The sequence below is a fragment of the Actinokineospora sp. PR83 genome, from assembly GCF_021056305.1.
Taxonomy (GTDB): Bacteria; Actinomycetota; Actinomycetes; order Mycobacteriales; family Pseudonocardiaceae; genus Actinokineospora; species Actinokineospora spheciospongiae.
In genome coordinates this window covers 66,328-79,053 of sequence record NZ_JAJCXD010000075.1, presented here as the reverse complement: position 1 = coordinate 79,053, position 12,726 = coordinate 66,328, and the positions used below count along the sequence as shown (strand labels likewise).

Annotated in this window: 11 protein-coding genes; 5 read left to right on the top strand and 6 right to left on the bottom strand. The window is 73.1% G+C overall.

The window, feature by feature from the left end:
* Positions 1-733 precede the first annotated feature (733 nt).
* A complete protein-coding gene (locus L6E12_RS24340) occupies positions 734-1,504 on the bottom strand; it encodes an SDR family oxidoreductase (RefSeq protein WP_236230243.1) in 771 nt (256 codons plus the stop codon).
* A 174-nt stretch (positions 1,505-1,678) separates the two neighbouring features.
* Between L6E12_RS24340 and L6E12_RS24335 the strand changes: the two genes are divergently transcribed.
* Entirely contained in the window at positions 1,679-3,307 is a 1,629-nt protein-coding gene (locus tag L6E12_RS24335) for an ABC-F family ATP-binding cassette domain-containing protein (RefSeq protein ID WP_236230242.1), read from the top strand.
* Positions 3,308-3,494: 187 nt separating this feature from the next.
* Positions 3,495-3,707, top strand: a complete 213-nt coding sequence (locus L6E12_RS24330; protein ID WP_035284057.1) for a helix-turn-helix domain-containing protein — start codon at positions 3,495-3,497, stop codon at positions 3,705-3,707.
* Positions 3,708-3,741: 34 nt separating this feature from the next.
* On the opposite strand, the gene L6E12_RS24325 is transcribed toward L6E12_RS24330, so the two are convergent.
* On the bottom strand, positions 3,742-5,028 hold the full coding sequence (locus tag L6E12_RS24325) for a glycosyltransferase 87 family protein (RefSeq protein WP_236230241.1): 1,287 nt from the start codon (positions 5,026-5,028) through the stop codon (positions 3,742-3,744).
* Positions 5,029-5,188: 160 nt separating this feature from the next.
* On the opposite strand from L6E12_RS24325, the gene L6E12_RS24320 reads away from it, so the two are divergent.
* Together L6E12_RS24320 and L6E12_RS24315 are read left to right on the top strand one after the other, a co-directional pair.
* Entirely contained in the window at positions 5,189-7,033 is a 1,845-nt protein-coding gene (locus L6E12_RS24320; RefSeq protein ID WP_240013539.1) for an ABC transporter ATP-binding protein, read from the top strand.
* A gap of 182 nt (positions 7,034-7,215) precedes the next feature.
* Positions 7,216-8,715, top strand: a complete 1,500-nt coding sequence (locus L6E12_RS24315) for an alpha/beta hydrolase (RefSeq protein ID WP_236230239.1) — start codon at positions 7,216-7,218, stop codon at positions 8,713-8,715.
* A gap of 102 nt (positions 8,716-8,817) precedes the next feature.
* On the opposite strand, the gene L6E12_RS24310 is transcribed toward L6E12_RS24315, so the two are convergent.
* The 4 genes from L6E12_RS24310 to L6E12_RS24295 form a co-directional block, all read right to left on the bottom strand.
* Entirely contained in the window at positions 8,818-9,555 is a 738-nt protein-coding gene (locus L6E12_RS24310) for a sugar isomerase domain-containing protein (protein ID WP_236230238.1), read from the bottom strand.
* Positions 9,555-10,121: a nucleotidyltransferase family protein gene (locus L6E12_RS24305; protein ID WP_308075197.1), complete on the bottom strand. Its 567-nt coding sequence runs from the start codon at positions 10,119-10,121 to the stop codon at positions 9,555-9,557. The genes L6E12_RS24310 and L6E12_RS24305 overlap by 1 nt, the downstream gene beginning before the upstream one ends.
* Positions 10,118-10,363, bottom strand: coding sequence for a hypothetical protein (locus tag L6E12_RS24300; protein ID WP_236230237.1), 246 nt, complete (start codon positions 10,361-10,363; stop codon positions 10,118-10,120). Before L6E12_RS24300 ends, L6E12_RS24305 begins: the two co-directional genes overlap by 4 nt.
* 92 nt (positions 10,364-10,455) lie before the next feature.
* Positions 10,456-11,502 (bottom strand): hypothetical protein, encoded by a 1,047-nt coding sequence (locus L6E12_RS24295; protein ID WP_236230236.1) that lies wholly within the window; start codon positions 11,500-11,502, stop codon positions 10,456-10,458.
* Positions 11,503-12,094: 592 nt separating this feature from the next.
* Between L6E12_RS24295 and L6E12_RS24290 the strand changes: the two genes are divergently transcribed.
* Positions 12,095-12,715 (top strand): DUF6292 family protein, encoded by a 621-nt coding sequence (locus L6E12_RS24290; RefSeq protein WP_236230235.1) that lies wholly within the window; start codon positions 12,095-12,097, stop codon positions 12,713-12,715.
* The last annotated feature ends 11 nt before the right edge of the window (positions 12,716-12,726 follow it).

The window sequence follows — 12,726 nt, the reverse complement described above, 5'->3', positions numbered from 1 at the left end:
CCCCGCCACACCCCGCCCGCAACGCCTGCCGACCACCCCACCAACCGCCAGTCCGGCTGCTGGCCAAACCGCCCCCACTGGGTGCAGCCGCCGACCACCCCACCAACTGCTGGCCCGGCTTCCAGCCGCCCGAACCCCACCGGCGCAGCAACAACCAACCACCCCCACAAACCGGCGGCCCCGCTTCCAACCACCGCGAACCCCACCGGCGCAGCGACAACCGGCCACCCCGAACCCCACCAAGCGCAGCAGCCGACCATCCCCGCGAACCGCTGGCCCGGCTACGCAGAGGCCCGGGTGGGCGGATGCGCTTGGCGGCCAACCAGCCACCCCCATGAACCGTCGGCCCGGCTACGCGAATGCCCGGGTAGGCGGATGCGCTTGGCGGTGACCACCCTCGCAACCGCAGGCCCGGCTACGCCCCTGCCCGGGTGGGTGGATGTGTTTGGCCGGGGGTGGCGATCATGTGCAAGCCTGCCTGGGCGGTGGGGCATCCCTTCAGCCCCACCCTGTCACGCTGGGCCGCATGATCGCCGTAGGGGCCCCGGCCAAGCACATCCACCCAGCCGGGCACACCCACAAGACCGGGCTTGAGCGCGGCACGGCCAAGCACATCCACCCAGCCGGGCACACCCACCACACCCCCGGCTTCAAGGACACGGCCCAGCGCTGCCCCGACACCGCAGCAAGACCCCGTGGCGGCAGTCCACCCCACCGCCACGAGGGCCCCGGCTCAGCCGAGCGTGCCCGTGGCCAGCAGCCCGCCGTCCACCCGCACCGTCTCCCCGGTGATCCACGCCGCCCGCTCCGACGCCAGGAACGCGATCAGCTCCGCCACGTCCTCCGGCGTGCCCAGGCGCTTCATCGGGTAGGCCGCCGCAGTCTGCTCCTCGCCGTCGGCGTACAGCGCTTCGGCGAACTTGGTCTTCACCACGCCCGGTGCCACCGCGTTGACCCGGATCTTGGGCCCGAGCTGCCAGGCCAATTCCTCCGTGAGCCGGATCAGGGCCGCCTTGCTGGTGCCGTAGGCGGCGATGACGCCGGTGGAGCGGATGCCCGCGACGGAGGCGACGTTGATGACGCTGCCGCCGTGTTCGGCCATCCAGGCCTTGAACGCGAGCTGCACGTAGCCCAGGGCGGCGACGACGTTGGTGTCGTAGATCTTGCGGACCGCGGCGAGGTCGGCCTCCATCAGGGAGCCGTAGACCGGGTTGATGCCGGTGTTGTTGACCAGCACGTCCAGTGAGCCGAACTCCTCGACGGTGCGCGCGACCACCGCGGCCCGGTCGTCGTCGCTGCCGGTGTTGGCGGTGGCGGCGAGGACGCGGGCGCCGGGGACGGCGGCGCGGATCTCCTCGGCGGCGGCGTCGAGGGCGTCCTGCTTGCGGGCGGAGATGGTGACCGCGGCGCCGCCGCGGGCCAGGTGGGTGGCCACGGCCAGGCCGATGCCGCGGCTGGCGCCGGTGATCAGGGCGGTCTTCCCGGTGAACTCGGCTGAAGTCATGCGGGCACTGTAGCTAAGCGCACGCTTAGTTTCGAGTCTGCCCACAAGTCGGTTGCGGGCGGCGCGTAGACTGGTCGCGTGGTCTCCACCGACTGACGTGCAGGAGGGCCCGCGAGTTCCGGTTCGCGGGCGGATGACCCCTGCCCATCGCCACGCTATCGACGGAGCCTTTCCTTGATCACCGCCACTGATCTCGAATTGCGCGCGGGTTCGCGCGTCCTGCTCGCCGACGCCACCCTCCGGGTGCAGGCGGGTGACCGCGTCGGCCTGGTGGGCCGCAACGGCGCGGGCAAGACCACCACCCTGCGCGTGCTGGCCGGGGAGGGCGAACCCTACGGCGGCAAGCTCACCCGGTCCGGTGAGATGGGGTACCTCCCGCAGGACCCGCGCGAGGGCGACCTGGAGGTCACCGCGAAGGACCGGGTGCTCTCCGCGCGCGGTCTGGACGAGTTGCTGCGCGAGATGGAGAAGGCGCAGACCGCCATGGCCGAGCACGCCGACGAGGCGGTGCGCGACCGCGCGGTCGCCCGCTACGGCAGGCTGGAGGAGCGCTTCGCCGGGCTCGGCGGGTACGCCGCGGAGAGCGAGGCGGCGCGGATCTGCTCGAACCTGGGCCTGGCCGACCGCATCCTGGCCCAGCCGGTGGGCACGCTCTCCGGTGGTCAGCGCCGCCGGGTCGAGCTGGCCCGGATCCTGTTCGCCGCCTCGGAGTCCGGCGCGGGCGGCGGGGCGGGCACGCTTCTGCTGCTCGACGAGCCGACCAACCACCTCGACGCCGACTCGATCAACTGGCTGCGCGGCTTCCTCAAGGGCCACAGCGGCGGCCTCATCGTGATCAGCCACGACGTCGACCTGCTGGCCGACGTGGTGAACAAGGTGTGGTTCCTCGACGCCACCCGCGGCGAGGTCGACATCTACAACATGGGCTGGAAGCGCTACCTCGACGCGCGCGCCGCCGACGAGAAGCGGCGCAGGCGCGAGCGGGCCAACGCCGAGAAGAAGGCGGGCGTCCTGATGGCGCAGGCCGACAAGATGCGGGCCAAGGCCACCAAGGCGGTCGCCGCGCAGAACATGATCAAGCGCGCGGAGAAGCTGGTGTCCGGTCTGGACGAGGTGCGCCAGGCCGACAAGGTGGCCAAGATCCGCTTCCCCGAGCCCGCTGCCTGCGGCAGGACGCCGCTGACCGCCGAGGGGCTGAGCAAGTCCTACGGCTCGCTGGAGATCTTCAGCGGGGTCGACCTGGCCATCGACAAGGGGTCCCGGGTGGTCATCCTCGGCCTCAACGGTGCGGGCAAGACCACGCTGCTGCGGCTGCTGGGGGCGATGGAGACCCCGGACTCCGGTCGGGTGGTGGCCGGGCACGGGCTGCGGTTGGGCTACTACGCGCAGGAGCACGAGACGCTCGACCACGCCGCGAGCGTGTGGAGCAACGTGCGGCGCGCGGCGCCGGACACGCAGGAGCAGCAGTTGCGGTCGCTGCTGGGCACGTTCCTGTTCACCGGTGAGCAGTTGGACCAGCCCGCGGGCACGCTGTCCGGCGGTGAGAAGACCCGGTTGGCACTGGCCGGGCTGGTCTCCAGCGCGGCCAACGTGCTGCTGCTCGACGAGCCCACGAACAACCTCGACCCGGCCAGCCGCGAGCAGGTCCTCGACGCGCTGCGCCGCTACACCGGGGCCGTCGTCCTGGTCACGCACGACCCTGGTGCGGTGGAGGCGCTGGAACCCGAGCGGGTGATCCTTCTCCCAGACGGCACCGAGGACCACTGGTCCGCCGACTACCTCGAACTGGTGCAGCTAGCCTGAAAACTGGCCGTTTTCCAGGGATCTTGTAATCGGGGATCACGCAGCGTCCCCGTTCCTGCATCTGCTGTGACGCCGCCTTTTGTTGACAGTTCGTCATCTCGTCTGGCATTCCTGCGTTTCGTGTTCGATCATTGCGGCGGTAGGGGTCTCACGTGACCCCACCACTTCGCGATGGAAGGCGGACAACGTGGCTGACCTCAAGAAAGGCGCGCGGATCACCGGTGCCACGCGCGACAAACTTGCCACCGACCTGAAGAAGAAGTACGAGAAGGGTGCGAGCATCCGCGCCTTGGCGGAAAGCACGGGGCGTTCGTACGGCTTCGTCCACAGAGTCCTGTCGGAGTCGGGCGTGACCCTGCGCGGCCGCGGCGGGGCCACCCGGACGAAGAAGAAGCCGTAACACCGTTTCCCGCCCCGGCCCCGGCCGGTTCGATTCAGCGGGGCGGGATCGGTGTCGTCGGTGCGGAGTCCGGTTCCACCGAGCCGGGTCGCACCCTGGTCCCCGCCCGGTCCCGGGGGTCGCCCGCCGCGGCGAACGCCACCACGGCACCGAGCAGCACCACCGGGTAGACCAGGTAACCCCAACGGGTCGCCGGGGCGAGCAGGATCGCCGCCCCCAGGCCGGACGCGGTGCGCAGCATGGCGTCGGCCGCCGTGTGCGGCGGGCGCAGCAGCAACCAGGCGGTGACGGCGACCGCCGCGGCCACCAGCAGCACCAGGGCGAGCACGTGCCCGACCGGGCCGGTGGCCGCGATCAGGTGACCGGGCAGCGGGCTCGACGCCGGGGAACCGGCCCGGCCCAGGCCCACCGGGAACTTGATCACGTGCTCGACGAACGACGCCGGGTCGACCAGCAGGACCGGCAGCACGATGGCCGCGGCGCCGCCCGCGAGCCAGCCGAGGAACGCCGCGAGCCCGCGGCCGCCCCGGTGCGCCGCCACGCCCACCGCCAGCACGGCGGCGGCGGGCAGGGCGGTGAGCTTCATCGTGATCAGCACCGCGCACAGCAGCCCGGCCCAGCCGGGGTGGGCGCGGTAGGCCAGCGCGCCGCCCAGCACGACGAGCGCGACGACGGCGACGTCATCGCCCGCGACCGCCAGGGTGAGGGCGGTCAGCGGGCTGACCAGGAGCAGTTGCGCCGCACCCACCGGGACCCCGGGCCTGTCCAGGACCCGCCAGGTGAGCGCGAGCGCGGCGAGGGTGACCACCAGGAAGGCGATCCGCGCGTCGGTGAGCGGGTGGTCGCCGAAGAGCGCCCGGGGCATGCCGAACACGGTCATGGACGGCCCGTAGGGCGTGTAGTCGTCGGGGTGCGGGGCCCGGTTGAGCGTGTCCAGGTCCAGGTAGGGCGTTCCGTCGGCGAACAGGGCGCGCGCCGATCGCTCGATCACCCAGACTTCCGGCTGCGCCGGGAAGGCCCACGGCCACTGGCCCCAGACGAACGCCGGGGACCGCTTGACCACCAGCACGCCGATCGGCACGAGCGTCGCGGGCACCCAGGCGACGACCGCGGGCGCCCAGCGCGAGCGCAGCCCTCGCCCCGCCCCGCCGGTGAGCGCGATCCACAGCGTCAGCACCAGCGCGGCCAGGTAGCCCACCGAGGCGGAGTTGCCCCACACGCGGTAGCCGTAGAACTCCGAGGCGAACGCCGTGGCGAGGGCGAAGGCCGCGCTGACCCCGTAGAAGGCGAGGTCCGGCCGCAGGGCCCGGCTCAGCGGCATCCGTGTCCCCTCCCGATTCCGTCGGTCAGGCTACCCAGCCCCCCGCCCCCTGTGGACAACCGCCCGCACTTGTCGGCGGGGTGTGGGAAGTTGTGGCGGCGCAACGGTGTTGTACCGGGGCTGAGGGAGAGGGGGCACCGTGGAGAGTCCACGACGTCTGATGGCCGGGGCGGTCCGCGCCGCCGACGCGCCCAAGGGCCTGCGGAAGGGCACCGTGCGCCGGGTGTTCGCCTTCAGCGGACGCCACCGGGCCAGGCTGCTGGTGTTCCTGCTGCTGACCGTGGTGTCGGCGGTGCTGGCGGTCAGCTCGCCGCTGCTGGCGGGCCGGGTGGTCGACGAGATCGTCGGCCGGGGCACGGTGTCGACGGTGGTGTGGCTGGCGGTGGCGATCGCGGGCCTGGCCGTGCTGGACGCCGGGTTGGGGGTGGCGGCGCGGTGGCAGTCCAGCCGGGTCGGTGAGGGCCTGATCTACGACCTGCGGCGCGCGGTGTTCGAGCACATCCAGCGGATGCCGGTCGCGTTCTTCACCCGCACCCGCACCGGGGCGCTGGTCTCCCGGCTCAACAACGACGTCATGGGCGCGCAGCGGGCGTTCACGACAACCCTGTCCGGGCTGGTCACCAACGTGATCCAGCTGGTGCTGTCGCTGGCGGTGATGCTGACCCTGTCCTGGCAGGTGACCCTGCTGGCGCTGGTCATGCTGCCGGTGTTCGTCCTGCCCGCCCGCCGCATGGGCAGGCGCATGGCCGACCTGCAACGCGAGTCCGCCACCCTCAACGCGTCGATGACCACGCAGATGACCGAGCGCTTCTCCGCCCCCGGCGCCACCCTGGTCAAGCTCTTCGGCCGCCCCACCGCCGAGGCCGAGGAGTTCGGCGAGCGCGCGGGCCGGGTCCGCGACATCGGCATCCGCACGGCCATGGCCACCCGCTGGTTCATGACCGCGCTCCAGTTGGTCTCCGCCCTCGCCCAGGCCCTGGTCTACGGCCTCGGCGGCTACCTCGCGCTCACCGGGCAGCTCGCCGCGGGCACCGTGGTCTCCCTGGCCCTGCTGCTGACCCGCCTCTACAGCCCGCTGACCGCCCTGGCCAACGTCCGCGTCGACGTCATGACGGCGCTGGTGTCGTTCGAGCGCGTCTTCGAGGTCCTCGACCTGCCCCCGATGATCACCGAGCGGAGCCGGACCACCCCGCTGCCCCCGGGACCGGTTTCGGTCGAGTTCGCCGACGTGCGCTTCGGCTACCCCGCGGCGGAGGAGGTCTCCCTGGCCTCGCTGGAGGAGGTGGCCGTGCTCGACCGGCGCGAAGCCCGCGAGGTCCTGCACGGCGTCTCGTTCCGGGCCGAACCGGGTCAGATGATCGCCCTCGTCGGCTCCTCCGGCGCGGGCAAGTCCACCATCGCCTCCCTGCTGCCCCGCCTCTACGACGTGGACAGCGGCTCGGTCCGCCTGTCCGGAGTGGATGTCCGAGACCTGTCCTTCGACACCCTCCGGGACACCGTCGGCGTGGTGACCCAGGACGGCCACCTCTTCCACGACACCATCCGGGCCAACCTCTCCTACGCCCGCCCGGAGGCGACGGACGACGACATCCGCGAAGCCCTCCGCGGCGCCCGCCTGGCCTCCCTGCTCGACACCCTCCCCGACGGCCTGGACACCGTCGTGGGCGAACGCGGCTACCGCCTCTCCGGCGGGGAACGCCAACGCCTCACCATCGCCCGCCTCCTGCTGGCCCACCCCCAGGTCGTCATCCTCGACGAGGCCACGGCCCACCTCGACTCCGAATCCGAGGTCGCGGTCCAGGAAGCGCTGACCCACGCCCTGCGCGGCCGCACCGCCCTGGTGATCGCCCACCGCCTCAGCACCATCCGCGCCGCCGACCGCATCCTGGTGGTGGAGGACGGCCACGTGGTCGAACAGGGCACCCACGACGCCCTGCTGTCCGCGAACGGCCGCTACGCCACCCTCTACCGCACCCAGTACGCCAAATCCACCACCGCCGCCTGATCCCGCCCGCTTGACCCCGTCCTGCGTCGACAGCGCACCTCGGTCGGAAAGTTTCCCCCCGCGCTTGACCATGCCGTAGCGGCATGGTTTCAACTGGGCCCCGATCGGCGTTCTGATCCGGCTGCACGGCCGGGTTTCGAGTGCGGCGCACCGCGGGTGCGCCGAGGGGGAGGTAATCGCACATGCGAAGGTCGTTGTCCGTGACCGCGGTCTTGACCGCCGCGGCGGCGTTGGTGACACCGGGGGTGTCGTCGGCGGCGCCCGCACCCGCCACAACCGTGACGTGGGTCCAGTGCCCGGCGGACGTCGCGGGTCGGGGCCTGGAGTGCGGGACGCTCCAGGTGCCGCTGGACTACCGGGAGCCCGCGGGGCGCAAGATCGAGGTGATGATCTCCCGGCTGGCCAGCGCGAACCCGGAGAAGCGCCGGGGCATCCTGCTGACCAACCCCGGTGGGCCGAGCCCGGGCCTGACGTTCCCGGCCGACCTCAAGAGCTTCGGTCTGCCGCAGAGCGTGTTGGACGCCTACGACGTGATCGGCGTCGACCCGCGCGGCATCGGGCACAGCACGCCCGCGACGTGCGACCTGACGGAGGAGGAGCAGTTCGCGGGCAGCGTCCCGCCGTACGCCGTGACGCCCGCCGACGTGCGCAAGCGGGCCGTCGAGGTGCGGGAGGTCGCGCGCAAGTGCGCCGCGTCGTCGACGGCGTACCTGTTGCCGCACAACACGACCGCGAACATCGCCCGCGACCTGGACCGGGTCCGCGCCGCGCTGGGGGAGCGGAAGGCGTCCTTCCTCGGCTACTCCTACGGCACGTACCTGGGCGCGGTCTACACCACGCTGTTCCCCCGGACCACCGACCGCGTCGTGATCGACAGCAACCTCGGTGCGGGCGGGTGGGACGTCGAGGGCGGCCGCATGTACGGCCGCGGCGTGGAAGACACGTTCCCGGACTTCGCCGAGTGGGCGGCGGCCCACCCCGAGTTCGGCCTGGGCAGCACGCCCGAGCAGGTGCGCGCGAAGTACTTCCAGCTCGCCGCCCGCCTGGACAAGGCACCGATGCAGGGCTTGACCGGCCCGCAGTTCCGCATGCTCACCTTCGGGCGCCTCTACGCCACCGGTGACGCGGCGTTCACCAGGATGGCCGAGGAGTGGAAGGCGTTGGACACGAACACGCCACCGCCGTCGGACAACACGCCCGTGCCCCCGGGGCTCGAAAACCTGATCGCGGGCCGCCACTACGTGGTGTGCGGTGACTCCCGCTGGCCCACGTCGGTGCGGACCTACGAGCGCAACGTCGCCGTCGACCGGGTCCGCCACCCGATGTTCGGGGCGGCGGCGGCCAACATCTACCCGTGCGCCTTCTGGCCGGACCCCGTGGAGCAGCCGGTGCGGATCTCCGACCGTGGACCGCGCAACGTGCTCATGGTGCAGAACGAACGCGACCCCGCCACGCCGCTGGCGGGGGCGCGGACGACGCGCCGCGCTTTCGGGGACCGGGCGGCGATGCTGACCATCGACCAGGGCGGGCACGGCGCCTACGCCCTGGGCAGGAACAAGTGCGCCAACGACGAGGTGACCGCGTACCTGCTCGGCGGGCAGCGCCCGGCGCACGACCTCAGGTGCGCCGCCGAGACCCCGGCCCCGACTTCCGCCGGGGTTCCGCTCCCGACCATCGGGTAGCGCTTCCGGGCAGCTCCGCCACCGACCGCGCCGCGTGCCTGTTCGCTCTGGAACAGGCACGCGGCGCGGTCGTGCGCTGGGAACGCTTCGTGTGCCGGTGCGTCAGGGGAGCTGGGTGCCCAGGTGCGGTACGCGGCTGCCGTAGATGTCGAGGTACTGGGCGTTGGCGGCGTCGCCGCCCTCGGCGTTGGAGCTGCGCCACAGGGGGAGGGTGACCGACTCGGCGGTGGCCAGGTCGTGCAGGCGGGCGAGGAGCTGGTTCCACAGGTAGGCGTTGCTCAGCGTCGACAGCGACGCCGTCACCGGGGCGGCCGTGGGGTAGGCGACGTCACCGGGGCCGGTGAGGGTGTCGAGGGTGACCGTGGCGTGGTCGAGCAGGCGGGAACCCGCGCGCACCGGGGAGGCCACCGACGTGGTCACCGAGGTGACGGCGACGACCGGGACCCCCGCTTCCCGCGCCGTGGCGGCCAGTTCGACCGGGTAGTGGTTGATGCCGGAGTTGGAGAACACGAACAGCAGGTCGTGGCCGGAGAGCGGGACCTCGGCGAAGACACCCGCCGCGAGACCGGGTTCGCGCTCGGCCGCCGTGGCCTGGCGGGCACCGCCGAAGACCTGGAGGCGGTCGGTGAACAGCGGGCGGACGCAGGCCAGGCCGCCCGCGCGGAAGAAGGTCTCCGCGACCGCGGCCAGCGAGTGGCCCGCCCCCGCGGTGAGCACCAGCCCGCCCGCCCGGATGCCCGCGAGCATCAGCTCGGCCACCTCCCGCAGCGCCTCGTCGTTGCGCTCACCGACCGCGGTCAGGTGCCGGGACACCAGGTCGCCGTAGACGTCATCGGCCATCAGTTGTGCTCTCCTCGGTTTCCGGGCAGGTCGTGGGGGTGGTCGGCGTCGGTGCCGTCGGCGACGTCGGCGCACGGGACGTCGAGCACCGGGTGGGCGCGCAGGTACGGGCGGGCCCCGGTGTCCCCGTGGGCCGCGGCGGCCACACCGGGCCAGTGGGCGCGGCCGAGCAGGACCGGGTGGCCGGGAACACCCGCGTAGGAGGCCCTGGCCAGCGCGTCGGGGTGGGCGAGCGCGGCGAGGCGGTCCACCGCCGCGCGGGTGACCCCGGGGGTGTCGACCGTCAGCACCACCACCGCGTCCGCGTCGGCGGGCAGCGCGGCCAGGCCGACCCGCAGTGACGACCCCATACCGGTGGCCCAGTCCGGGTTCCGCACGACGGTCGCCTCCAGCGGCGGCACCTCGTCCGCACCGGCGCCGAGCACCACGACCACCGGGTCGCACCCGCCCAGCGCCACCAGCGCGTGCTCGACCAGCAGGCCACCACCGAAGGGCACCAGCGCCTTGGGCATCCCGAACCGGCGACCCCCACCCGCGGCGAGCAGCAGCCCGGCGACCCGGCTCACCCGGGCAACCCGGTGAGCCGGAACAGCGCCCGCACACCCAGGTCGCGGGTCGGCGATCGGCCCGCGGCGATGGCCACCACCGGAGCCGCCCCAGGGGCACCGGCGCCCCGGTCCTGCCGGGAGGCGCGGTCGGCGGGCACCCGCTCGTCGGCAGGCAGCCCGGCCCCGGTGTGCGGCACCCGGTCCCCGCGCTGCTCGACGGTCACCCGGCTGCGGGGTGAGCCGGAGGCGTTCGCGGGCATGGCGCGAGCTTAGTGGTCGGCTCCGGCGGACCAGCAGGGGTTGATCAAGTCAGCGGAGCCGGTCCCGGTGCCCGGTCCACCGGGCGGACGGATCACCCGATCCGGTCGATCTCCTCCGCCGGGTACGGGGTCTGCCTGCTCTCCCGCTGGAACCGGCGGTAGAAGTCCGCCATCACCTCGGCGACCGGGGCGTGGCGAGTGAGGATCGCCGCGACCCGCGGCGGAATCCCCGTCGGGTGTTCCCCCCGGGCGCACGCGCGGACGAACGCGGCGCGATCGTCCCCTTTGTACCCGTACAGGGCGGTGACGAGCCAGCTGACCAGGTGTGCGGCGGTGTAGCAGCGGTCGTAGGTCCGGTGCCCGGCGAAGAAGGCGGACTCCTCCTCGGACAGGGCGAACCGGGAGGAGATCGCCAGGCCGTAGTCCGCGAAGTACAGCCGCTCGCCGTCGGTCAGGACGTTCTGGAAGTGGGCGTCGAAGTGCAGGAGGCCACGGGCGTTCATGAACGAGGTCCCGGCCCGCAGTTCCCCCTCGACCATGGCGCAGGCCCGCTCGGCGGCCCCACCGCCTGCTTCGACCTGGGCGCCCAGCCAATCGTGCAGGTTCTGCGGGACGTACTCCAGGAACAGCGCGATGCTCGCCGGGGAATCCCGCAGCCCCTCGATGCGGCGGCGCACCGCCGACCCGCCTCCCCAGTGGGCGACGGCCTCGTCCACGTCGGCCAGTTCCTCGGGGAGCGCCTGCCCCGGGTGCGGCAGCACCCGCCAGTGGTACGTCAGCGGGAAGCCCTCGTGGTCCTGCGCGAGCACCCAGTTCGTCGTCGTGGTGTGCACGGCCAGTTCCCGCCAGGCCCCGAAGCCCGGCCCGCCGATGAGCCCGACGCCGTAGTGGCAGAAGGCGGGCAGCCCGAACAGGTTCGCCGTGGACCGGGCGTTCTCCGGTCGCAGTTCCAGCTCGGTCAGCGGCACCCGTTTGACGAAGACCGGGGTCCCGTCGACGTCCAGCAGCGCCGTCGTCCCGCCGATGCCGGAGCCCACCGGCTCGGCGCCCTCCACGAGGTCGCGCAGTTCGCGATCACTGCACAGGGCCAGCGCCGTGGAAACGGCACCGTAAGCGGTCAGACGCGCACCGCGCGACATGTCAACGCCTTCGACGATCGCCTCCCCGGGGCTCCGACGCGCAAGGGTTGTCCGCCAACGGTTGCCGTCGACACACCAGTTCCCGCCTGCACCCGGCGCGGGCTGAGGCGAGCACGACACGGTGCCCGGTCGCCCGGTGGGAACGTTCCCCGACCACGGTACCGGGCACGTCCTCGACGTGGCCACGACGCCGACGCCGGACCGGGAACAGCACGTCGGGCGGGTGCCCGTCGGGTGTGCGCACGCGGTCGACCGCTCGGCCGTGACGGTGGTCTCCCGGGGGCCGTGGGGGGTGAACGTCCGACCTCGCGGCCGTTTGTGGGGTAGTGTCGGCTTCGGTCGGGATCACCAGCCGCCCGCACTCGGCGGGCGCGATCCCCCACCAGTCCGATCCGGTTCTGCCGGTCGGGGACGGGAGCACCGGCCTGTTCGGCCCTCCGCTCGCTCTGCCACCTCACGGCTGTCGCGGTTCGTCATCACCGTCCGCGACCACCCGCGCTCCGAGGTCCGCCGCGCCGCTCCGCTCCCTCGTCGCCCGCGACCACCGCGCGGCCCCGCACCGGCCCGACCGGACGGCGAAGACGGAGGTCCCGTGATCCACCCCGCACCGGGAAGACCCAGCCACGACTCTGGCTCGTTCGCCCGGGGCCGAGCAGAGGCCGTCCGCGCCGAGGGCGTCGAACGCGTCCGCGCGGGCCGCACGGTCGCCAGCTTCGCCCGCGACAGCGGCGACCGCCGCGACCTGCTGTCCATGCTCGACCTCCCGGACCCGGACGCCGAATCCGACGCGGAGGCGGACGCCGAACCCGGCACGGTCCCGGCCTACGACGCCCACGCCCTGTCCGCCGCGCTGGAGGCCTACGTCCGCGCGGTGGCCACGACCATCGGGGTACCGCCGGAGGGCGTCACCTGCGAGGTCACCGACACCGCCACCGCCTACCTCGCGCTCAGCCGCCGCGTCCCCGAACACCCCGGCCGCGACCTGATGCTGCTGTGGACCGAGAGCCAGGGCTGGGTGGTCTCCGTGGAGACCCGCCCGGTCGAACCCGGCGTCGTCCTCGCCCGACTCGGCGGCGACCCCGTACCCCCACCGCTGGCGGTGGCGGGCCTGGTCGCCCACGCCCTGCACCCCGACGGCCCACCCCCGGCGCAACCGAGCACGCCGCTGGACCGCTCGGCCCTCGTCGAGCGCCTCAGCCGCTACCTGCGCTGACCCCCCCCAGA

What these genes read in the sequence shown, in the direction of transcription:
- L6E12_RS24300 (WP_236230237.1), bottom strand. Translation starts at nt 10,363, where the DNA reads ATGCCCGCGAACGCCTCCGGCTCACCCCGCAGCCGGGTGACCGTCGAG.
- L6E12_RS24310 (WP_236230238.1), bottom strand. Translation starts at nt 9,555, where the DNA reads ATGGCCGATGACGTCTACGGCGACCTGGTGTCCCGGCACCTGACCGCG.
- L6E12_RS24325 (WP_236230241.1), bottom strand. Translation starts at nt 5,028, where the DNA reads ATGCCGCTGAGCCGGGCCCTGCGGCCGGACCTCGCCTTCTACGGGGTC.
- L6E12_RS24340 (WP_236230243.1), bottom strand. Translation starts at nt 1,504, where the DNA reads ATGACTTCAGCCGAGTTCACCGGGAAGACCGCCCTGATCACCGGCGCC.
- L6E12_RS24320 (WP_240013539.1), top strand. Translation starts at nt 5,189, where the DNA reads ATGGCCGGGGCGGTCCGCGCCGCCGACGCGCCCAAGGGCCTGCGGAAG.
- L6E12_RS24295 (WP_236230236.1), bottom strand. Translation starts at nt 11,502, where the DNA reads ATGTCGCGCGGTGCGCGTCTGACCGCTTACGGTGCCGTTTCCACGGCG.
- L6E12_RS24315 (WP_236230239.1), top strand. Translation starts at nt 7,216, where the DNA reads ATGCGAAGGTCGTTGTCCGTGACCGCGGTCTTGACCGCCGCGGCGGCG.